Source organism: uncultured Sphingomonas sp. (assembly GCF_964243315.1).
Lineage (GTDB): Bacteria > Pseudomonadota > Alphaproteobacteria > Sphingomonadales > Sphingomonadaceae > Sphingomonas.
In genome coordinates this window covers 1-21,750 of sequence record NZ_CAXTEM010000022.1, presented here as the reverse complement: position 1 = coordinate 21,750, position 21,750 = coordinate 1, and the positions used below count along the sequence as shown (strand labels likewise).

The 21,750-nt window shown below is 67.6% G+C and carries 15 protein-coding genes and 1 pseudogene; 11 read left to right on the top strand and 5 right to left on the bottom strand.

Going from position 1 to position 21,750, the window contains the following annotated elements:
• Positions 1–29 precede the first annotated feature (29 nt).
• Genes ACFE77_RS08590 through ACFE77_RS08580 form a run of 3 tightly spaced genes read left to right on the top strand, consistent with a single transcriptional unit; the run spans position 30 to position 4,021 of the window.
• Positions 30–2,117 carry an alpha-glucuronidase family glycosyl hydrolase gene (locus ACFE77_RS08590; protein WP_375421220.1) on the top strand — a complete coding sequence of 696 codons (2,088 nt, stop codon included), beginning with the start codon at positions 30–32 and terminating at the stop codon, positions 2,115–2,117.
• The gene (locus ACFE77_RS08585; protein WP_375421219.1) at positions 2,114–3,367 is read left to right on the top strand and encodes an endo-1,4-beta-xylanase; all 1,254 of its coding nucleotides are present in this window, start codon (positions 2,114–2,116) and stop codon (positions 3,365–3,367) included. The genes ACFE77_RS08590 and ACFE77_RS08585 overlap by 4 nt, the downstream gene beginning before the upstream one ends.
• A gap of 54 nt (positions 3,368–3,421) precedes the next feature.
• Positions 3,422–4,021 (top strand): hypothetical protein, encoded by a 600-nt coding sequence (locus ACFE77_RS08580; RefSeq protein ID WP_375421218.1) that lies wholly within the window; start codon positions 3,422–3,424, stop codon positions 4,019–4,021.
• Positions 4,022–4,028: 7 nt separating this feature from the next.
• Here ACFE77_RS08580 and ACFE77_RS08575 read toward each other — a convergent pair whose 3' ends face one another.
• On the bottom strand, positions 4,029–5,690 hold the full coding sequence (locus tag ACFE77_RS08575; RefSeq protein ID WP_375421217.1) for a glycoside hydrolase family 43 protein: 1,662 nt from the start codon (positions 5,688–5,690) through the stop codon (positions 4,029–4,031).
• A 154-nt stretch (positions 5,691–5,844) separates the two neighbouring features.
• On the opposite strand from ACFE77_RS08575, the gene ACFE77_RS08570 reads away from it, so the two are divergent.
• A complete protein-coding gene (locus ACFE77_RS08570) occupies positions 5,845–7,587 on the top strand; it encodes a glycoside hydrolase family 9 protein (protein WP_375421216.1) in 1,743 nt (580 codons plus the stop codon).
• 17 nt (positions 7,588–7,604) lie between these two features.
• Here the strand turns inward: ACFE77_RS08570 and ACFE77_RS08565 are convergent, their stop codons facing one another.
• Positions 7,605–8,645: a cupin-like domain-containing protein gene (locus ACFE77_RS08565; RefSeq protein WP_375421215.1), complete on the bottom strand. Its 1,041-nt coding sequence runs from the start codon at positions 8,643–8,645 to the stop codon at positions 7,605–7,607.
• A 126-nt stretch (positions 8,646–8,771) separates the two neighbouring features.
• Here ACFE77_RS08565 and ACFE77_RS08560 point away from each other — a divergent pair, with 126 nt between their 5' ends.
• From ACFE77_RS08560 to ACFE77_RS08545, 4 genes are read left to right on the top strand one after another with little or no spacing between them, the layout of a single operon-like run.
• Positions 8,772–10,850, top strand: coding sequence for a GDSL-type esterase/lipase family protein (locus tag ACFE77_RS08560; protein WP_375421214.1), 2,079 nt, complete (start codon positions 8,772–8,774; stop codon positions 10,848–10,850).
• Between the two features lie 14 nt (positions 10,851–10,864).
• Entirely contained in the window at positions 10,865–12,007 is a 1,143-nt protein-coding gene (locus ACFE77_RS08555; protein WP_375421213.1) for a fumarylacetoacetate hydrolase family protein, read from the top strand.
• Positions 12,004–12,789 carry an SDR family NAD(P)-dependent oxidoreductase gene (locus ACFE77_RS08550; RefSeq protein ID WP_375421212.1) on the top strand — a complete coding sequence of 262 codons (786 nt, stop codon included), beginning with the start codon at positions 12,004–12,006 and terminating at the stop codon, positions 12,787–12,789. Before ACFE77_RS08555 ends, ACFE77_RS08550 begins: the two co-directional genes overlap by 4 nt.
• Position 12,790: 1 nt before the next feature.
• On the top strand, positions 12,791–13,672 hold the full coding sequence (locus ACFE77_RS08545) for an SMP-30/gluconolactonase/LRE family protein (protein ID WP_375421211.1): 882 nt from the start codon (positions 12,791–12,793) through the stop codon (positions 13,670–13,672).
• A 225-nt stretch (positions 13,673–13,897) separates the two neighbouring features.
• Here ACFE77_RS08545 and ACFE77_RS08540 read toward each other — a convergent pair whose 3' ends face one another.
• The 3 genes from ACFE77_RS08540 to ACFE77_RS08530 all read right to left on the bottom strand — a co-directional run bounded on the left by ACFE77_RS08540 (position 13,898) and on the right by ACFE77_RS08530 (position 18,339).
• Positions 13,898–15,349 (bottom strand): sugar porter family MFS transporter, encoded by a 1,452-nt coding sequence (locus ACFE77_RS08540; protein ID WP_375421210.1) that lies wholly within the window; start codon positions 15,347–15,349, stop codon positions 13,898–13,900.
• 47 nt (positions 15,350–15,396) lie between these two features.
• Positions 15,397–17,175 carry an IlvD/Edd family dehydratase gene (locus ACFE77_RS08535; protein WP_375421209.1) on the bottom strand — a complete coding sequence of 593 codons (1,779 nt, stop codon included), beginning with the start codon at positions 17,173–17,175 and terminating at the stop codon, positions 15,397–15,399.
• A 78-nt stretch (positions 17,176–17,253) separates the two neighbouring features.
• A complete protein-coding gene (locus ACFE77_RS08530; RefSeq protein WP_375421208.1) occupies positions 17,254–18,339 on the bottom strand; it encodes a LacI family DNA-binding transcriptional regulator in 1,086 nt (361 codons plus the stop codon).
• A 126-nt stretch (positions 18,340–18,465) separates the two neighbouring features.
• Here ACFE77_RS08530 and ACFE77_RS08525 point away from each other — a divergent pair, with 126 nt between their 5' ends.
• From ACFE77_RS08525 to ACFE77_RS08515, 3 genes and pseudogenes are all read left to right on the top strand, one after another.
• Entirely contained in the window at positions 18,466–19,623 is a 1,158-nt protein-coding gene (locus ACFE77_RS08525) for a glycoside hydrolase family 43 protein (RefSeq protein WP_375421207.1), read from the top strand.
• 11 nt (positions 19,624–19,634) lie between these two features.
• A complete protein-coding gene (xylB, locus tag ACFE77_RS08520) occupies positions 19,635–21,083 on the top strand; it encodes a xylulokinase (RefSeq protein ID WP_375421206.1) in 1,449 nt (482 codons plus the stop codon).
• Positions 21,080–21,750, top strand: a pseudogene (locus tag ACFE77_RS08515) (xylose isomerase); the annotation flags it as partial. The gene xylB and the pseudogene ACFE77_RS08515, both read left to right, overlap by 4 nt.

Sequence of the window (21,750 nt, the reverse complement as noted above, 5' to 3'; positions counted from 1 at the left end):
AACGCCGTGCTGCCTCACGAGGAGAGTGTATGCGAAAAACGGCTTTGATCGCCAGCCTGTTGCTGGCGTTGGCAAGCGGCACTGCCCATGCCGACGATGGTTACCGCCTGTGGCTTCGCTATGCCGAAACGAAGGCGCCCGGCGATGCGGTCACGGTGCAGGGATCGTCGCCGATGCTCGCTGCCGCCGCCGCGGAAGTGCGACGCGGCCTGCCCGCCGGTGCGGGTCCGGTGCTGCTGGCCACCGCTGCCGATCCACGTGTGGCAGCGTTGCGGCTGCCGGTCACGCGGCTCGGCGAGGAAGGCTATCTGGTCCGTTCGGTGCGGATCGACGGACGCGCCGTGACCCTTGTCACCGGCAACGGCGATCGCGGCATCCTTTACGGCGCCTTCGCGCTCCTCAGGCATCTCGACAGCGGCGGCGCCGCTGGCACGGTCGATCTCGTCTCCGCGCCCAAGATCAAGCTGCGGGTCCTCAATCATTGGGACAATCTCGATGGCCGGGTCGAGCGCGGCTATGCGGGGCAGTCGATCTGGGACTGGTGGAACCTGCCCGACGACCGCGACCCCCGCTATGTCGACTATGCCCGCGCCAATGCCTCGATCGGGCTAAACGGCACTGTCCTGAACAACGTCAATGCAAAGGCGGAGAGCCTGACCCCGCGCTACATCGCCAAAGCGGCGGCGCTTGCGGACATCTTCCGACCCTATGGCATCAAGGTCTATCTGTCGGCGCGCTTCTCCGCGCCGGTCGAGCTCGGCGGGCTGGCGACCGCCAATCCCAAGGACCCGAAGGTCGCCGCGTGGTGGCGCGCCAAGGCGGACGAGATCTACCGCGCGATCCCCGACTTCGGCGGGTTCCTGGTGAAGGCGAACAGCGAAGGCCAGCCCGGCCCGCGCGATTACGGCGCGAGCCACGCCGACGGCGCGAACATGCTCGCCGCCGCGGTGCGCCCGCATGGCGGCATCGTGATGTGGCGCGCCTTCGTCTATGCCGACACCGACCCGAGCGATCGCGCCAAGCAGGCCTATGACGAGTTCAAGCCGCTCGACGGTCAGTTCGCGGACAACGTCATCGTCCAGGTCAAGAACGGCGCGATCGACTTCCAGCCGCGCGAACCGTTCCATCCGCTGTTCGGCGCGATGCCGCGGACGCCGCTGGCGATCGAATTCCAGATCACCAAGGAATATCTCGGCTTCGCGAGCCACCTCGCCTATCTCGCACCGCTGTTCGCCGAGACGTTGGAGGCGGACACACGGGGCCGCGGCGCCCCGCTGACGGTCGCGAAAGTCGTGGAGGGCGCTCCGCAGGGGCATAAACTCAGCGCGATGGCGGGCGTCGCGAACATCGGGAATGCGCGCGATTGGAGCGGCACGACCTTCAACCAGGCCAATTGGTACGCCTTCGGGCGGCTGGCCTGGGATCCGTCGCTAAACTCCGAGGCGATCGCGCGCGAATGGGCGGCGCAGACCTTCGGCGCCGATCCACGCATCGTCGATCCTGCGGTCAAGATGATGATGAAGTCGCGCGAGGCGGTGGTCGATTATACCGGGCCGCTCGGTCTCGCCCATGTGATGGCAACCGGGCATCATTATGGGCCTGGCCCCTGGGTTTCCGAGCTGAAACGGCCGGAATGGAACCCGGTCTACTACCACCGGGCCGATCGTGCCGGAATCGGCTTCGACCGGACCCGCACCGGCAGCAACGCGGTCGCGCAATATGCGCCCGCGGTCGCGCGCCGCTATGCCGATCCGCGCACCACGCCGGAAGCCGAGCTGCTGTGGTTCCACCATCTGCCCTGGACCTACCGGCTCGCGTCGGGCGCGACGCTGTGGGAGGCGATGGTCGCGCATTACGATCGCGGCGTCGCCACCGTCGGCGAGCTGCGGCGCGAATGGGACGGCGTGCGGCCGTTGGTCGACGACGAACGCTGGACCAAGACCGCGGCGATGCTCGCGGTGCAGGAGCGCGAGGCGATCTGGTGGCGCGATGCCAGCCTAGCCTATTGGATGTCGCTGAACGGCCTGCCGTTGCCCGCCGGCGCGCGCGCGCCCGCGCACGACCTCGCCTGGTACAAGGCGCAGAGCTTCCCCGACGCACCGGGCAACCCGCAATGACCGACGACGCTCAGCACACCGGAAGGACGATCATGGAGATTTCGCGGCGCGAGGGATTGGCAATGCTGGCGGGTCTGGCCGCATCGGCCTGTGGTAGCGATGGCAGCGCCAATGCGGCGCCGATCGGCGCGGCGCCGGTTCCGGCACCGAGCCCGACGCCGACCGCCTCGCCGACTTCGGCGGTGCTCGATCCGGCAAGTCTCCAGTCGGTGGCGGCGGCAAAGGGCATGCGGATCGGCTCGTGCTTTGCGTGGAGCGAGCGCAATGCCGATCGCGGTTCGTTCGCGAACCCTGATTATGCGCGATTGCTGACCCGCGATTGCGGCATCCTGGTGCCCGAGAACGAGCTGAAGTGGCAGGCGATCCGCCCCAGCGCGACGAGATTCGACTTCGGCAAGTTCGACGCGATGATCGACTGGGCCGATGCCAACGCGCTGCCGGTCCGCGCGCACAATCTGTTGTGGCACCAGCCGAAGTGGATGCCGGCCTGGGCCGAGTCGTACGACTTCGGCGCCAATCCGCAGCGCGAGGCCGAGCGGCTGCTGGCCGAGCATATCGAGACGGTCTGCAAGCGCTATGGCAGCCGGATCCGCAGCTACGATGTAGTCAACGAGGCGGTGAACCCGGCGGACGGCGCGCTGTACCAGACCGCCTTGTCGCGCGCGCTGGGCGGGGCCGAGCCGACGCTGGACCTGGCGTTCCGAACAGCGCGGGCTGCGGCGCCGGGCGCTCAGCTGGTGTACAACGACTATATGAGCTGGGAGCCGGGCAACGCCAATCACCGCGCCGGCGTGCTGAAACTGCTCGGTGGCTTCAAGAAGCGCGGCGTGCCGGTCGATGCTTTGGGGGTGCAATCGCATCTCGTCACGCAAGGGATCGACGCGCGCGCCACCGCGACTGCGCTGACCGGCGAATGGCGGCGCTTCCTCGATGCGGTGACCGCGATGGGCTATGGCCTGGTGATCACCGAACTCGACGTTCGCGACAATAGGCTGCCTGCCGACGTGGCAGTACGAGACCGGGCGGTTGCAGACTTTACGCAAGCATATCTCGACGTCATGTTCTCCTATCCGGCAGTGCGCGACGTGCTGCTGTGGGGAATGAGCGATCGGTACAGCTGGATCGAAGGCTTCGAACCCCGCAGCGACGGCGTGCGGCGCCGGCCGTGCCCGTACGACGACGCGTTCGTCGCCAAGCCGATGCGCGCGGCAATCGCCGCCGCCGTCGCCGCGGCGCCGGCGCGGAGCTGACCACATTCGCCGGACCGCGCCACAGATGCGCGGCCGGCTTCACAGGAGAGGACGATGAAGACAATCCTGATCGCTGGCGCGATGCTGGCGACGATCGCACCGCCGGCAAGCGCCCAGACTGCGCCAGCCCCCGCCCCCTCTCCCGCGGCCGGCGGCAACGTTCTCGATCGGGCGATCAACCTGCCGGGCACGAACTGGTCGGTCTACGGCCCAAACCAGAAGACGAAGATGGGCACCGCCAAGGGCGTTCCGGGCGAGCAGGCGATGCGCGTCGAGATCACCGCCAAAGGTGCGAACCCCTGGGATGTCGGCGCAATCTCGCCGATCCAGAAGGCCATCGCCGCGGGCGATACCGTGCTGGTCGCGGTCTATCTGCGCGCACCCAATCTGAAGGAGGGCGAAACCTCGGATATTTCGTTTCTGGGCGCGACCGAGGCGGCCGAGCCCTATGGCAACATCGCCGCGGGCAGCGTCACGATCAACAACCAGTGGAAGCTCTATTATGCCTCGGGCAAGTCGCCCAAGGCGCATGCGCCGAACACCGCGCGGGTCACCGCCCACCTCGCCAATGCCAAGCAGGTTGTCGAACTCGGGCCTGTCTTCGTGCTCGATTTCGGACCGAACTACGATCCGGCAAAGCTGCCCAAGAACTGATCGGGAGTCAGCGCGCCGCGCGGGCGAACGGGCCGATCATCGTGCCCGTGAACCCGCCTGCGCGCGCGGTGCTGAGGATCGTGCCATCGACGTCGTGTGCGACGGGGCGCCAGCCACCTTGCGCGAGCGCGTAATCGAGATCGTAGCGCCCGCCCTTGGCGGTAATGCGCAGCCGTACCGGTGCTGGCGACGTGATCGGGACAAGGGCCAAGGTGCGCCCGATCGCGGGCTCGCCGCCGGCGGAGCGGGCAAAGGCACGAAGCGCGAGGCGGCCGCGATCGCGGGTCAGCCCGACACCCAGGAAGTGATCGTCGTCCTGCACCGCCGCGAGACCCGCCTCCGCGCCCTCGGTCGGATCGAAGGTGATTGAGGTGGTTACGACGGCATCGCTATGCGCCTGCCGCCGCGCGACGAAAGCGGGGTGATCATGCGCGCCGATCGCTTCGCCGGGCGCGATCGACAGCGCGCCGCCTTCGACCCGCCAGCGCGGCTTCGCGGACGCGCGCATCGTCATCCAGGCGAGACCGAGCGCGCGGCCGTCGAACTCGTCGCGGACGGTGAAGCTGCCGGTCATCGGCGGGGCGGCCGGTCCGCGCGGCAGTGGCGGCGCCTTCGCCACGCGCGGGATCGCCCGACCCTGCGCGAGGATCGTCGGCCAGCCGTCGCGCCACGTCACCGGCAGCAGGAAGGTCTCGCGGCCGATATTGTAAAGGTCGCCGGTGTAGGGACGAGTCGCGAGGAAGGTCGCCCACCAATCGCCATTCGCAAGCTGGACCAGATCGGCATGACCCGCCGACGTAATCGGCGCGGCGCGAGCGGGATCGAGGTCGCGCTGGGTGAGGATCGGGTTCACGCCCGGGGGTGCGGGGCGGTACGGGCCATCAGGTCGATCGGCGCTGAACACGACCTGGCTGTGCGCGACCGCAGTGCCGCCCTCCGCCGCAGTCAGATAATATTTGCCGTAGGCGCGGAGGATATGAGGACCTTCGATCCAGACGGGCCGCGCCGCCGGATCGACGCCGCCGTCGACGATCATCCTGGGATTGCCGAGCATCTTCAGCGCAACGGGATCGAACCGCTCGACCCACAGCGCGCGATGTCCGTCGTAGCGAGGTTTGCCGATCGGCGCGCGATTGTTGACGATCCAGGCGCTGCCGTCGTCGTCGAAGAACAGCGACGGATCGATACCCTCGACGCTCGGCAGGAACACCGGGTCGGACCACGGTCCGCGCGGGTCGCGCGCGGTGATCACGAAATTGCCGCCGCAATCGACGCAGGTGGTGACGATGTAAAACCGGCCGGCATGATAGCTGATGTCGGGCGCGAAGATCCCGCGCGACATGCCGAGCTTCGCGAAGTCTAGCTGCTTCGGGCGATCGATCGCGTTGCCGATCTGCCGCCAATGGACGAGATCGCGGCTGTGGAAGACTGGGATGCCGGGAAACCACGAGAAGGTCGAATTGATGAGATAGAAGTCGTTGCCGACGCGGGTCACGCTCGGATCGGGATAATAGCCTGCGAGCACCGGATTGCGATAGCTTCCCCCCGGCACCGCTGCGCCATCAATGCCGCGATAGTCGACCCAATCGAACCGGGCGGCACGATCGACCGGGGCGGCGCCGAGCAGCGCGAGCGAACCGAGCGAGGCGATGATCTGGCGGCGGCGCATCGGCACATCTCCTGGTTCCTGCGCAATATCGATAGCGCTATCAAGTCGAGCGACTATGGCGGCGCGGCACGCGTGGCAAGCTGCGGCGCACGATTCGGGAGGACAGGATGATCGCGACGATCGCATCGCTTCGGCGTCACGGGCTTTGCCGCTGATGGCCCCGCTCCTGCTCCTCGCCGCGGCGATCAACCTCAACCAGCTCGGTTATCTGCCCGGCGATCCCAAGCGCGCGATCGTGGCCGATGCCGCCACTCGGCCGCTCGCCTGGACCGTGATCAACGAGCGCGGCGGCGTGGTGCTGCGCGGCAGCAGCGTGGTGCGCGGAGCCGACGACGCGTCGGGCGACCATGTCCATCAGATCGATTTCGGCTCGGTCAAGCAGCCGGGAACCTATCGGATCAGGATCGGCGACGCGACCAGCGGCCAGTTCCGCGTCGGCCGAGCGGTCTACGCCCCCCTTGCCCGCGACGCGCTCAATTTCTTCTACCAGCAGCGCGCCGGGACGCCGATCTTGGCCCGCTGGGCGGGCGCGCGCTGGGCACGTGCGGCGGGACATCCGCGCGAGGTGGCGCCGTGTTTCTCGGGACCGGACGAGCGCGGCAACCGCTGGCCGGGATGCGCCTATACGCTCGACGTCACCGGCGGCTGGTATGATGCGGGCGATCACGGCAAATATGTCGTCAACGCCGGGATCGCGGTGTGGACGTTGCAGAACCTCTACGAGGCGAAACTTGCGCGGCGCCTGTTCGCGGATGGCCAGGCGCGCTTGCCGGAAGCAGGGAACGGTCGCGACGACCTGCTCGACGAGGCGCGGTGGGAGGTCGAGTGGCTGCTGCGGATGCAGGTGCCCGCAGGCGCGCGGGTGGCATTGCCGACCGGCGGCCAGGACCCGCGCGGCGCGCTGAAGCTGGTCGAGGTCGACGCCGGCGGCATGGCGCACCACAAGGTCGGCGACCGACGCTGGACCACGCTCCCTACAATCCCCGCCGAGGATCGCGAGCCGCGCCTGCTCTACCCGCCGAGCACCGCGGCGACGTTGAACCTAGCCGCGGTGACCGCGCAGGCGGCGCGACTGTGGAAGACGATCGATCCGGCCTTCGCGGCACGCTGCCGGGCGGCGGCGGAGGCGGCGTGGCAAGCGGCGATCCGCAACCCCGCGGTCTATGCGCCCGAGAGCTTCACCGGCAGCGGATCCTATGGCGATACCAAGCTCGACGACGAGCGGGCTTGGGCCGCGGCCGAGTTGTTCGCGACGACGGGTGATGCCGCGTACGGGCGTGCGTTGCCGACCGGCGCGGCGAGCGAGCCGAATTGGGGCAGCGTCGGCACGCTGGGCACGATCACGCTGGCGACCGCGGACGGCGTGCCGGCGGCGATCCGCGATGCGGCACGAGCGGCGATCATCGCGGCCGCGGACGGCTTCCTCGCCGAGATCCCGCGCACCGGTTACGCTATCCCCTTCGCATCGCAGCGTTATTCCTGGGGGTCGAACTCGACGATGCTCAACCGGGCGATGCTGCTCGGGCTGGCGGGGCGCTTCACCGGCGCGGCCAAGTACCGTGCGGGTGCGATACACGCGGCGGATTACATCCTCGGCCGCAATCCGCTCGGGCAGTCCTATGTGTCGGGCACGGGGTGGAAGCCGTTGATGAACCCGCATCACCGCTTCTGGGCGCATCAGCTCGATGCGAAACTGCCCCCGCCCCCGCCGGGCGTGTTGTCGGGTGGACCCAACAACACCGCGATGAGCGACCCGATCGCGAACAAGCTGAAGGGCAAGTGCGCGCCGCAACGCTGCTGGGCGGACGACATCAATGCCTATGCGTTGAACGAAGTGGCCATCAACTGGAACGCGCCTTTGGTCTGGGTGGCGGCGTATCTGGATGGTGAGGTGTAGTAGGTCGTCAGTTTGGGTCAGCGGCGCGCGAGTGTCGTCAGCAGGTAGTTGCGGATCCGCTCGGTACGGTCGGCACTCGCCGGGCCCAATACGCCCTGCGCAGCGGGCGGCAGGTGCGCGGCCGCGGCGCCGGCCTCGTCGTCGAAGATGTAGTGATCGAACCAAGCGCGCCAGCCGGCTCGTTCGGCGGCGGGCCGGTCGCGCACCGCCATCAGCGCATGGACCAATGCGTGAAACGGCGAGGCGCCCGCGTCGACGGTCCACCAGTAGTTGCACAGCACGTTGAGCGTTCCGAACGACTGGACGTGGTGCCACCAGATCGCGGGCATGAACAGCGCGTCGCCGGGCCCGAGATCCGCCACCAGCGCGTGGTCGAGCGCGTCGGCGTAGCGCGGGTAGCGATCGAGATCGGGCGCGAGCGGATCGACCATGCTCGCGGGCGGACCCGCCATCGTCCGGTCGAGCGGGCCGATATATAGATTGCCCACCTGGTCAGGCGGGAAGACGGTGAAGCGGCGCTGCCCCGCGACGACGCAGGCGAGATTGCTCGATTCATCGAAATGCGTCGCGGTCTGGGTCGCGTTGCCGATCCACAGTCGCGGCGTCGCGTCGCCGAGCGGAAGATCGAGCGAATTGGCGGCGGACCAGCCAGGCAGATGTTCGGGCGCGGTTGCGGCATTGGCGTAGAGCGTGTGGCACTCGCCCGCGGACAGCGTTGCCAGCTTGAGCAACTCGCCGAGCAAGGCGCCGAGCGGCGCATGCTGGCGGTGGAAGTTGAACCCCTCCAGCGCCTCACCGCGATAGAAGAACCGTCCGCGCTGTTCGGGATCGGCGATCAGGATCTCCAGCGGCCGGCCGCCATCGCCGAGCGTGGCGAGGTAGCGCGCGATCGACTCGTCGCCGCCCGCCGCTGCCGCGACGCTCAACCAATGCGCGACCTGACCGCGCAGGATGATCGGCGTCGACCGCGACGCGACCTCGGCCGCGAAGGTCGCGGGGTCGACCGCGGCGCGTTCGTCGACCCGGCGATCGGTGGCGGCTGGATGGTCGATCTTCATGATACGCGTAATAACGAATGCCGTGGCGCGGCGCCACACCGTCGCGGGCGCCATGCCTCGCAAGCGCTTGCGATTGCGCCGACCCGAGTTAATGATAGCGCTAACGAACTAGACGGGGGCGGATCGATGAGCAGGCATTGGCCGACGGCGTTGGCGGGATGGCTGTTGCTTATCACCGCCGCCGATGCACGCCAGGCCTCCTCGTCGCCACCGACAAATGGCTGGACCGCAAGCTGGGGTTCGTCGCAGATGGTCCCCGAGGGCGAGAACGTCCTCCCCGCCGATCGCGCTGCCAACGTCACCTTGCGTCAGGTGGTGCGGCTTTCCGCTGGCGGCAATCGCATCCGCCTGCGCCTGTCGAACGCGTTCGGCACCCGACCGCTGACGATCGGTGCGGCGCACGTCGCGCTCGCGTCGGCGCCGGGCACTGCGGCGATCGTGGGCGGAGAGCGCCTGACCTTTGCGGGCGGAAAGTCCGCGGTCATCCCGGCAGGCGCGGAGATCTATTCGGATCCGGCCACGCTTGCGGTGCGTCCGGGCGCGGACCTCGCGATCAGCCTCTATCTCGCCGATGCCGCCAGTCCGCAGACCGGGCATCCCGGCGCGCGCGCAACCAGCTTCGTGCTGGCGGGCGAGCATGTCGCCGACCGGACACTCGCCGGCGCGACGACGACGACGCGCTGGTACGCAATCGCCGACGTCGAGGTAGAAGGCGGTGCGGGCACGTTGGTCGCGATCGGCGACTCGATCACCGACGGCTATGGGGTCAAGCCGGAGCGCAACAGCCGCTGGACCGATGTCCTGGCGAGGCGGCTGCGCGGCGATGCGGCGACGCGGGACATCGGCTTGGTTAATGCCGGGATTGGGGGCAACCGGGTGCTGCTCGATGGGCTCGGCCCCAATCTGCTCGCACGGTTCGATCGCGACGTGATCGCGCGCAGCGGGGTGCGGTGGGCGATCGTGCTCGAGGGTGTCAACGATCTCGGCGTGCTGACCCGCGACGCACCCGCCACCCCGGCGCAGCATGCCGCGATCGTGGCGCAAGTGATCGCGGGGTATCGCCAGATCGTCGCCCGCGCGCATGCACACGGCATCAAGGTGATCGGCGGCACGATCATGCCGTTCGTCGGTAACGACTATTATCACGCCGGTGCCGAGACCGAGGCGGATCGACAGGCGATCAACCGTTTCATCCGCAGCAAGGGCGCGTTCGATGCGGTGATCGATTTTGACCGGATCATGCGCGATCCCGCCCGTCCCGATCGGCTGCTGCCCGCCTATGACTCGGGCGATCACCTGCATCCGTCCGAAGCAGGCTACAAGGTGATGGGTGAGGCGGTGCCGCTGACGCTGTTTGCCGACGGGGCGATCGCGTTCGAGACCGGGCCGACGATCGCGCTGACCTTCGACGATATTCCGGTGCATGGTCCGATGGTCCCAGGGGAGACCCGACGCGACGTCGTCGGGCGGATCGCCGGAGCGCTTGCCGCCGCGAACGCGCCTGCGCTCGGGTTTCTCAATGCGAGCGTTGCGCCGACGGATGCCACGGACGGCGAGGCCGCGATCGCGGCGTGGCGCGCGGCTGGGCTGCCGATCGGGAACCACGGCTTCACCCATGCCAATCTCGACACGGTAGGCGCGGCGGCGTTCGCCGATGACATCGTGCGCAACGAAGCGAAGCTGGCGCAGGTGGCCGGCGACACGGACTGGCACTGGTTCCGCTATCCCTATCTCGCCGAAGGACGCGATCCGGTTGCGCGCGATGCGGTCCGCCGGACGCTGAAAGCGCGCGGATACCGGATCGCCGCGGTGACGATGGGTTTTGCGGATTACAACTGGAACGAGCCCTATGCCCGCTGCGTCGCCAAGCGCGACAAGGCGGGGCTGGCCATGCTCGAGACCGCGTGGCTCGCCGATGCGCGGACCGCGGTGCTGTCGTCGCGGGCGCGGGCGAAGGCGCAGCTCGGGCGCGACATCCCCTACGTTCTGCTGATGCATGTGGGCAGCTTCGACGCGCATATGCTGCCGCGGCTGCTCGATCTGTACCGGACGATGGGTTTTCGCTTCGTCCCTCTCGCGCAAGCCGAGGCGGACCCCTATTACGCGTCGGCGATCGACCCTGCGCTGTCCGGGCCGACCGCCTCGCTGGCGGCTTCGCCCGATACATTCCCGCTCGCCGGCCCACCTGCCGGCCTGTGCAACTGACTGGAGAACGACGCGTGACCTTTGGCTTCGACCCCGCTGACGCACTCGGACCCGATTGGCGCGAGGGGCGTTGGATCGGCCGCATCGATCGTGGTGCGGGCCCGACCCCGGTCCTGATCGAGAACGGCGTCGTCCACGACATGGCGATGATCGCGCCGACCGTGGCCGAGCTGGTGTCGCGCGGCACGATGGACGCGAGCACTGGAGAGCCGATCGGCGACCTCGACGCGCTGGGGCTGAGCACCGGCGGTATCCCGAAGCTACTTAGCCCGATCGACTTCCAGTGCGTGAAGGCGGCGGGCGTGACCTTCGCGACGTCGGCGCTGGAGCGCGTCATCGAGGAACAGGCGCGCGGCGACGCAAGCGCGGCCGCATCGGTCCGCGGGCGGCTCGAGGAGCGGATCGGCGGCGGGCTCGCGCGGGTCGAGCCGGGCACCCCCGAAGCCGCGACGTTGAAGGCGGCGCTGATCGAGGAAGGGCTATGGTCGCAATATCTCGAGGTCGCGATCGGCCCCGATGCGGAGATCTTCACCAAGGCGCCGATCCTGTCGACGGTCGGCTGGGGTGCGGAGATCGGGGTGCGGTCCGATTCGACCTGGAACAATCCCGAGCCCGAGGTTGTGCTGCTCGTGGCGCCGGACGGGCGCGCGATCGGCGCGACGATCGGCAACGACGTCAACTTGCGCGACTTTGAGGGACGATCGGCGCTGCTGCTCGGCAAGGCCAAGGACAACAACGCGTCCTGTGCGCTGGGCGCGTTCGTCCGGCTGTTCGACGATCGCTTCACGATGGACGATGTCCGCCGCGCGCAGGTCACGCTGCGGATCGAGGGCGAGGACGGCTATGAGCTCGACGGCGTCAGTTCCATGGACCAGATCAGCCGCGATCCTGACGAGCTCGTCCGCCAGGCGCTAAGCGAGCATCAATATCCCGACGGCTTCGTGCTGTTCCTGGGCACATTGTTCGCACCCACCAAGGATCGCGACGAGCCAGGCCGTGGCTTCACCCACAAGCCTGGCGACACGGTGTCGATCGCAACGCCGGGGCTCGGCCGGCTCATCAATCGCGTGACCACGTCGAAGGCAGCGCCGCCCTGGGAGTTGGGCGTCGTCGCGCTGGTGCGCAACCTCGCGGCGCGCGGGTTGCTCGCAGCATGACCGAGACCCAACAAGCCGCGGCCGGCCGCGCGCTCTACCCGTCCCTTCGCGACAAACGCATCATCGTCACCGGTGGCGGGTCGGGGATCGGCGCCGGGCTGGTCGAGGGCTTCGTCGCGCAGGGCGCCCGCGTTGCGTTCGTCGACGTGGCGGAGGCGGACAGCCGCGCGCTGGTCGATCGGCTCGGCAACGGCACCGGGCATCGCCCGATCTTCCACCGGCTCGACCTGACCGATCTCGATGCGCTGGGCGGCGTGTTCGCGACGATGATCGACGAACTCGGCGGCGTCGACGTGCTGATCAACAATGCCGCCAACGACGATCGCCACACCGTCGAGGAAGTCACGCCGGCCTATTGGGACCAGCGGATGAACGTCAATCTGCGCCATTTGTTCTTCGCCGCGCAGGCGGTGGTGCCGACGATGAAGGCGAACGGCGGCGGATCGATCATCAACTTCGGGTCGATCAGCTGGCACCTCGCGCTCGCCGACCTGATCCTCTACCAGACCGCCAAGGCCGCGATCGAGGGTTTGACGCGCAGCCTCGCCCGCGATCTCGGCCGCGACGGCATCCGCGTCAACGCGATCATTCCCGGCAACGTCCAGACCCCGCGCCAGGAGAAATGGTACACCCCCGAGGGCGAGGCCGAGATCGTCACCGCGCAATGCCTCGACGGCCGCATCCAGCCCGCGGACATCGCGGCGATGGCATTGTTCCTGGCGTCTGACGATGCCAGGATGTGCACCGGACATAATTACTGGGTGGATGCCGGGTGGCGCTGAGATGATCGAGGTACGGCAGGTCTGCTCGCTTGGCGCGACGCTGGGCGAAGGCCCGGTTTGGATCGACGACGCCCTGTGGTTTGTCGACATCAAGCAGCATCTGGTTCACCGCTTCCGCCCTGCGACCGGCAGCCTCGACAGCTGGACCGCGCCTGCACAGGTCGGCTGGGTGCAGCCGCTGGCGGACGGCGGCATGCTGGCGGGATTGCAGACCGGGCTCCACGGGTTCGACCCCGATAGCGGCGCGTTCACGCCGCTGGTTGCGGTCGAGCCGCACGCGCCGGGCAACCGGCTGAACGATTCCTGCGTCGATCCGGCGGGACGGCTGTGGTTCGGGTCGATGGACGATGGCGAGAGCGCGCTATCCGGGCGGATCTACCGCGCCGATGCGCGCGGCATCGCGCCGGTGGTGGACGGCATTGCGATCACCAACGGACCCGCGGTCGCGCCGGACGGACGGACGCTCTATCACTGCGACACGCTGCGCGGCACGATCCACGCCTGCGAGATCGGCGACGACGGGGCGTTGATGGAGTCTCGTGTGTTCGCGCAGGTCGACCCGGCGGTGGACGGCTATCCCGACGGACCGATCGTCGATGCCGAGGGGCATGTCTGGGTCGGGTTCTTCTCGGGGTGGTGCGTGCGCCGCTATGCGCCCGACGGACGGATGGTCGCGGAGGTGCGGCTGCCGGTGGCGAACGTCACCAAGATCGCGATCGGCGGCGCGGATGGGCGGACCGCCTATGCGACGACGGCGGCGAAGGGCCTGAGCGATGAAGATCGCGCGAAGCAACCGATGGCGGGCGATGTGTTCGCGTTCGATGCGGGGGTCTCGGGGCAGCCTGCGCATGCGATTGGGGCGTTCGGGCTGACGCTGCTCTGACCGGAGCCGTTGGGCTCAATCCAGCCTAATACTTGGTGGTACTGAGTACCCCGTTTCCAATCCGTCATCCCCGCGCAGGCGGGGATCCATACTGGCTGACCTCGGCCTTTGAATAGCATCGCTAGCTAATCTGGATCCCCGCTTCCGCGGGGATGACGAAAGGAGTTGTCGTGGAGATGACGGCGTGAAGGGGCGACGCGTCCAACGACGCGCCGCCCTGCCCGGTCAGCCTTCCATGTCCTCGAGCTCGCGACCGCGGGTTTCGTTGACCATCGCCTTCACGAAGAAGAACGAGATCGCCGCGAAGATCGCGTAGCCGGTGTAGGTGACCGCAAGGCCCGGCGACACCGCCAGCGACGGGAAGCTCACCGAGATTGCGGCGTTCGCGATCCACTGCGCGAAGCCAGCGACCGCGAGGCCCGAACCGCGGATCTGGTTCGGGAACATCTCGCCCAGCATCACCCACATCACCGGGCCCCAGCTGGCGTTGAAGAAGATCACGTAGAGATTGGCCGCGACCAGCGCGAGGACGCCGTTATTGCCAGGCAGCGACACCGATCCGTCCGCCGCGGTGATCGCGGTGGAGAAGGCGTAAGCGACCGTCGCAAGGGTCACCGCCATACCGGCCGAACCGACGAGCAGCAGCGGCTTGCGGCCGATCTTGTCGACCGTGGCGATCGTGAACAGGCACGCCGCGATCGACAGCACGCCCGACAGGATGTTGGTCTGCAGCGCGTAATCCTCGGAGAAGCCGACCGCCTCCCACAGCGTCGCGCCATAGTAGAACACGACGTTGATGCCGACGAGCTGCTGGAAGATGGCGAGGCCGATGCCCGCCCACAGGATCGGACGGATCTTGCCGGTGCGCTTGTCGACGAGGTCGGAGAGCTTGGGCTTGTGATGGTCCGCGGCGAGCGAGTTGCGGATCTCGACGACCTTGCGGTCCGCCTCTTCCGATCCGAACAGCCGGGTGAGCACGGTGTGTGCCTCGGCTTCACGGCCCTTGGTGACCAGGAAGCGTGGGCTTTCGGGGATCACGAGCAGCGCGAAGAAGTAGATCGCGGCCGGGATCGCCTGGAGCCAGAACATCCAGCGCCATGCCGCATAACCCAGCCAGAAGTCGGCGGTCGACCCGCCGGCGTAACGGGCCAGCGCGAAGTTCGCGACGAAGGCGCCGGTCAGGCCGGTAATGATCATGACCTGCTGGACGCTCGACAGCCGCCCGCGGATCGACGCCGGGGTGACTTCGGATATGTAGACGGGCGAGATGACGCTCGCGGCGCCGACGCCGAGACCACCGATGATCCGCGCGAAGATGAAGACGCCCGAGCTATCGGCGGCACCCGCCAGCAAGGCGCTGCCGAGGAACAGCACCGCGGAGATCATCATCACGTTGCGACGACCGATCGCGTCGGCGAGGCGACCCGCGCCGAATGCACCGATCGCGGAGCCGACCAGAATCGCGCCGACATTGACGCCGATTCCGAAGCGGCCGAGATCGAAAGCTGATTCGAGCCCCTTCTGCGTGCCGTTGATGACGCCCGAATCATAGCCGAACATGAACCCGCCGATCGTCGCCACTGCGACGATCGCGGTGATGAAGCCATGATTGACCATGTCTCCTCCGGTTCCTGCTCCGGTGGCCCCCGCCCCGGTAGCTCTCGTCGTGTCCGTCATGCTTCCTCTCCCTTGTGCCGTTCGCGCCGGCTTAATGATTGTGACGCTTAATGATTATGCCGGGGCGTCTCTTCCGCGATCCGGCGATACTTCACCGCAAATTCGAGCACTGCGCCGTCGGCGAGCTGCCCCGTCTTTTCGCGATAGAGTTCTTCCCATGGCGTCTTGCTCGGCGGCACCGCGGGCATCGGTTCGCCACGGCGGCGTTCGATCTCGGCGTCGTCGACCAGCGCGTTGCAGCTTCCCGCCTTCAGGTCGATGCGGATGATGTCGCCGGTCCGCAACCAGGAGAGTCCACCGCCGATCGCGCTTTCCGGGCTGGCATTGAGGATCGACGGGCTGTCCGACGTCCCCGACTGGCGACCGTCACCGAGCGTCGGCAGCGCCATGATGCCGCGCTGGATCAGGTGATCTGGCGGCTGCATGTTGACGACTTCTGCCGAGCCCGGCCAGCCGATCGGGCCGGCACCGCGGATCACGAGGATCGAATTCTCGTCGATGTCGAGCGCGGGATCGTTGATCCGGTGGTGGTAGTCGTCCGAGCCGTCGAACACCACGGCGCGTGCCTCGAACACGTCCTCGGCACCGGGACGCTGGAGGTAGCGTTCGCGGAACGCCGGCGAGATCACGCTGGTCTTCATGATCGCGACATCGAACAGATTGCCCGACAGCACCAGGAAGCCCGCCTGCTCCTTCAATGGCTGATCGAAGGTGCGGATCACTTCGCGGTCGCTCGCGTTCCGGCCGGTCAGGTTCTCGGCAAGCGTGCGGCCGGTGACGGTGAGGCAGTCGCCGTCGAGCTTCCCCGCGCCGAGCAACTCGGTCATCACCGCGGGGACGCCACCCGCACGGTGAAAGCGTTCGCCGAGAAAGCGGCCCGCGGGCTGGACGTCGACCAGCAGCGGCAGGTCGTAGCCATGTTCGGACCAGTCGGCCGCAGTGATCTCGATGCCGGCATGGCGCGCCATCGCGTGGATGTGCGGCTGTGCGTTCGACGAGCCGCCGATCGCGGTCACGACGCGGATCGCGTTGAGAAAGCTCTCGCGGGTGAGGATGCGCGAAGGCTTGAGATCCTCATAGGCCATCTCGACGATGCGGTGCCCGGTCTCGTACGCGAACTGCCCGCGTTCGCGGTACGGCGCGGGGATCGCGGCGCAGCCGGTCAGCGACAGGCCGAGCGCTTCGGCGACCGCGTTCATCGTCGAAGCGGTGCCCATCGTGTTGCAATGACCCGCCGACGGGGCGCTGTCGGTGGCGCGCTGGAGGAACTCCTCCTCGGTGATCTCGCCCGCGGCGAGCTTGCGCCGCGACCGCCAGATCACGGTTCCCGATCCCACCAACTCCCCCTCGTGCCATCCGTCGAGCATCGGCCCACCCGACAGCACGATCGCTGGAATATCGACGGTCGACGCCGCCATGATCCCTGACGGCGTCGTCTTGTCGCAGCCGGTGGTCAGCACCACGGCGTCGATCGGATAGCCGTACAGCGTCTCGACGAGCCCGAGATAGGCGAGGTTGCGGTCGAGCGCCGCAGTGGGACGGCGGCAATTCTCGAAAATCGGGTGGACCGGGAACTCCATCGCGATCCCGCCCGCGTCGCGGATGCCATCGCGTACGCGGCGCGCGAGATCGAGATGAATGCGGTTGCAGGGCGACAGATCGCTGCCGGTCTGCGCGATGCCAATGATCGGGCGCCCTGACCGCAATTCGGCGGGAGTCAGGCCGTAGTTCATGAAGCGCTCGAGATAGAGCGCAGTCATGTCCGATCGGGCGGGATCGGCGAACCAATCTCGCGAGCGAAATGCACGGTCCGGTCGACTGGTCACGCGAGACTCTCCTGCCGGACGCGACTTGTCATGCAGCCTGCCGATAAGCTGTTATCGCTACCATCTTATCACCGCCCGTCAAGCGCGGCGCGTGGGTGGACGCTGGCGCGGAGCGGCATCTGATTGGCGGCGGATCAGGGTGTAGTCGAGCGTGCGATGGCGCGCGCCACGGTCGATGGCCTTGCCGGCGCGGATCGCCGATACCAGCAGTTCCACCGCGGCGCGCGACATGTCGGCGATCGGCTGGTGGATCGTCGTGAGCTCGGGCCAGATCGCGGTCGACAGCGTGGTGTCGTCGAACCCGCAGACCGTCAGGTCGCCCGGCACGTCGAGCCGACGTCGATGCGCGACCGCGACCGTCGCCGCGGCCATGTCGTCGTTCGACGCGAAGATCGCGGTCGGGGGATCGTCCAGATCGAGCAACTGTTCCGCGGCATCGAGACCTGAGCGATAGGTGTATAGCCCGTGGGTGATCAGCGCCTCGTCGAGCGGTACGCCGATCTCGCGCAGCGCATCGCCATAGCCTTCGAGCCGGCGCGCGCTGGCGGAAAGATTGGGGTTGCCGGTGATGAAGCCGATGCGGCGATGGCCGAGCGCCATGATGTGCCGGGTCATCGTCAACGCCGCCTCGCGGTCGTCGATGCGGACCGCGAGCTGCTCGCTCGCAGGAAATCCGGACGCGACGACGACGGTCGGGATCTTGGCGGCGGCGAGCAGCGCCAGCACCGCCTGCGCTTCGCATAGCGGCGGCGGCAGGACGATGCCGTCGATCCCGCCGTCGATCAGATGCTTGGTGACCTCAATCTCATGCTCGCCGAGTTCGCATTTCTCGACGATGATCTGGATGTCGCTTCGAGCCGCCTGGTCGAGGCTGCCGAGCAGGAATTCGCTGAGGAAGCCCGCGCTGGGATTGCTGTAGAGCAGCCCGATCCGGGTCTGCCCCGCCCCCGCCAGATTGCGGGCGGCCGGATTGGGGGCGTAATTGAGCGCGGAGATCGCGGTGTTGACGGCGTCGCGGGTGGCCGGGCGGACGTTGCTCTCGCCATTGATGACCCGCGAGACCGTCATCGGCGACACCCCCGCCCGCCGTGCGACATCGCTGATCGTGGGGGCGCTGCCGGCCCGACGTGACGGCTTGTTGATGACAGGCGCAGGTAGATCCATGGCTGTCGATTAGCGCAACTCGACCCCGCGGCAAGTGGCTGATCGCGGTGAACCAGCTTTTATAGGTGCGAAAGCCTTGCTCCATGCCAAAGCCTATGCTTTATGGTAGCGCTATCTAAGCCGCAGATGCGGCGCGAAGATCTCATCAGAAGATCGTCCAGGAAAGGATCACCCTTGAAGCGCGTTCCCAGCCGAGTCGCCATCGCCGCCCTGCCGCTTGCCCTTATCGCGGGCTATGCGGTGGCCCAGACCGCCGCCCCGAAGCCTGCAGGCACCAAGGCGGAAGCGCTCAGCCCCGAGGGCAAACGCTATCTGGCGCAGCCGCTGGTCACCGAAATCTACGCCGCGGACCCGTCCGCGCATGTTTTCAACGGCAAGATCTACGTCTATCCGAGCCACGATGTGGATGCGGGCATCCCCGACGACGATCTCGGCAATCAATATGCGATGCACGACTACCGGGTGCTAAGCATGGACCGGATCGGTGGCCCGGTGACGGTGCATCCGGTTGCGATCGACGTGAAGGACATCCCCTGGGCGTCCAAGCAGACCTGGGCACCCGATGCCGCGTACAAGAACGGCACTTATTACCTGTACATGCCGGCCCGCGACAAACAGGGCGTGTTCCGGGTCGGCGTCGCGACATCCAAGTCGCCGACCGGCCCGTTCAAAGCCGAGCCCGAGCCGATCCGCGGCAGCTATTCGATCGATCCCGCGGTGTTCACCGACACCGATGGCGCGAGCTATATGTATTTCGGCGGCATCTGGGGCGGTCAGCTCCAGCGTTGGGCGACCGGCACCTACAATCCGAACGGCGGCGACACCGACCTGAAGCAGGACGACAAGCCTGCGCTGGCGCCCAAGGTCGCGCGGATGACCGCGGACATGAAGCAGTTCGCCGAGGCACCGCGCGACGTGCAGATCGTCGACGAGGCGGGCAAGCCGATCCTCGGCGGCGATCATGATCGCCGCTTCTTCGAGGCATCGTGGTTGTTCAAGCGCGGCGGCAAATACTACTTCACCTATTCGACGGGCGACACGCACTTCCTGGCTTACGGGATCGGCGACACGCCGTACGGGCCGTTCCGCTACACCGGCAAGATCCTGTCGCCGGTACAGGGCTGGACCACCCACCATTCGATCGTGCAGTTCAAGAACCGCTGGTATCTGTTCTACCACGACACTCAGCTGACCAATAAGAACCACCTGCGGTCGGCAAAGGTCACCGAGCTGTTCTTCAATCCCGACGGCACGATCCGCCCGATCGATCCGTTCGTTAAGTAGGCTGCAGCCGGATGTTTCTTGGGATCGACATTGGTACGTCGGGGGTGAAGGCGGTGGTGCTCGACGAGGCGGGCGCAGTCGCCGGTCAGGGCACCGCCGCGCTCACCGTGCAGCGACCGCAGCCGCTATGGTCCGAACAGGATCCCGAGAGCTGGTGGCGCGCGACCGTCGCCGCGGTGCAGGCGATCGACCCCGACGTCCGGCGCGCGGTACGCGGGGTCGGGCTTGCCGGGCAGATGCACGGCGCGACGCTGCTCGATGCAAACGACCGGCCGCTCCGCCCCGCGATCCTGTGGAACGACGGCCGCAGCTTCGCCGAATGCGCGGCGCTGGAAGCCGCAGTACCGGACCTTCGCGCGATCGCGGGCAACATCGCGATGCCGGGCTTCACCGCGCCGAAGCTGCTCTGGGTACGCGAGCACGAACCCGATATATTCGCGCGGATCGCCACGGTTCTGCTGCCCAAGGACTATGTTCGCCTGCGGATAACCGGCGACAAGGCGTCGGACCTGTCCGACAGCGCAGGCACGCTTTGGCTCGATGTGGGCAAGCGGCAGTGGAGCGGCGAACTGCTCGCCGCTTGTGGGCTGACCGAAGGACAGATGCCGGCGCTGTTCGAAGGCTCGGCGATTACCGGCACGCTGACCGCCGAGGTCGCGGCACTCTGGGGCATGCCGCAGGTGCCGGTCGCGGCCGGCGGCGGCGACAACGCTGCGGGCGCGGTCGGCGTCGGCGTGGTGCGCGACGGCGACGCGTTGCTGTCGCTCGGTACGTCGGGCGTGATCTTCGTCGCGACCAAGGACTTCCGGCCCAACCCCGCGCGCGCGGTCCATGCCTTCTGCCACGCGCTGCCGGGCATGTGGCACCAAATGTCGGTGCACCTGTCGGCGGCATCGTGCATCGATTGGGTCGCACGGATCACCGGTACTGCGGGTGCAGCGGACCTGTTCGCGCGTGCCGAGGCCGCGGGTCCGGCGAGCGGACCGGAGATATTCCTCCCCTATCTCTCCGGCGAGCGAACTCCGCACAACGACGCGGAGGTCCGTGGCGCTTTCCTCAACCTCGACAACGACACCGATGCCGGGCGTTTGTCGCAGGCGGTGCTGGAAGGCGTCGCCTTCGCGCTCGCCGACGGGCTCGACGTATTGCGCGAGGCCGGCACGACGGTGGAGCGGCTCGCGGTCATCGGCGGCGGTGCGCGGTCGAGCTATTGGGGTCGGGTGATCGCTGCGGCGATGGAGGTCGAGCTGGTCTATCTGCAAGGCGGCGAAGTCGGCCCGGCGCTCGGCGCGGCCAGACTGGCGCAGCTTGCGGTCGACGGCGGCGACCCCGCAACCATATGCGTCGCGCCACCGGTTTCGCACACCGTCTCGCCCGATCCCGCGCTCGTCGCGGCACTGGCGGGCAAGAAAGCCGCATTCCGCCAAGCCTATCCCCGCATTGCTCCAAGGAACTCCTGATGTCCGACTTCTTCGCCGATATCGCACCGATCGCCTATGAGGGCCCGGATAGCCGCAACGAACTCGCCTATCGTTTCTACGACAAGGACAAGGTCGTTCTGGGTAAGCGCATGGAGGATCACCTCCGCTTCGCCGCCTGCTTCTGGCACACCTTCTGCTGGCCCGGCAGCGACGTGTTCGGCGGCCCGACGTTCAACCGCCCTTGGCACAGCGGCGCGAACGACAGCGCCGCCGCCGCGCAGAAGCGCGAGGTCGCGTTCGAGTTCTTCCAGAAGCTCGACGTCCCGTTCTACTGCTTCCACGACGTCGACGTGATGGCCGATGCGGAGAACGTGACCGAGCATCGCCGCTTCTTCGCCGAGGCGGTCGACCATCTGGAACAGCTCCAGGCTTCGTCGGGGCGCAAGCTGCTCTGGGGCACCGCCAACCTGTTCAGCCACCCGCGGTTCGCAGCCGGCGGCGCGACCAACCCCGATCCGGAGGTGTTCGCGTTCGGCGCGATGCAGGTCCGCGACGCGCTCGAAGCAACGCACCGGCTGGGCGGCCAGAACTATGTGCTGTGGGGCGGTCGCGAAGGCTATGAGACGCTGCACAACACCGACATGAAGCGCGAGCTCGACAATTTCGGGCGCTTCCTGAGCCTGGTCGTCGAGCACAAGCACAAGAT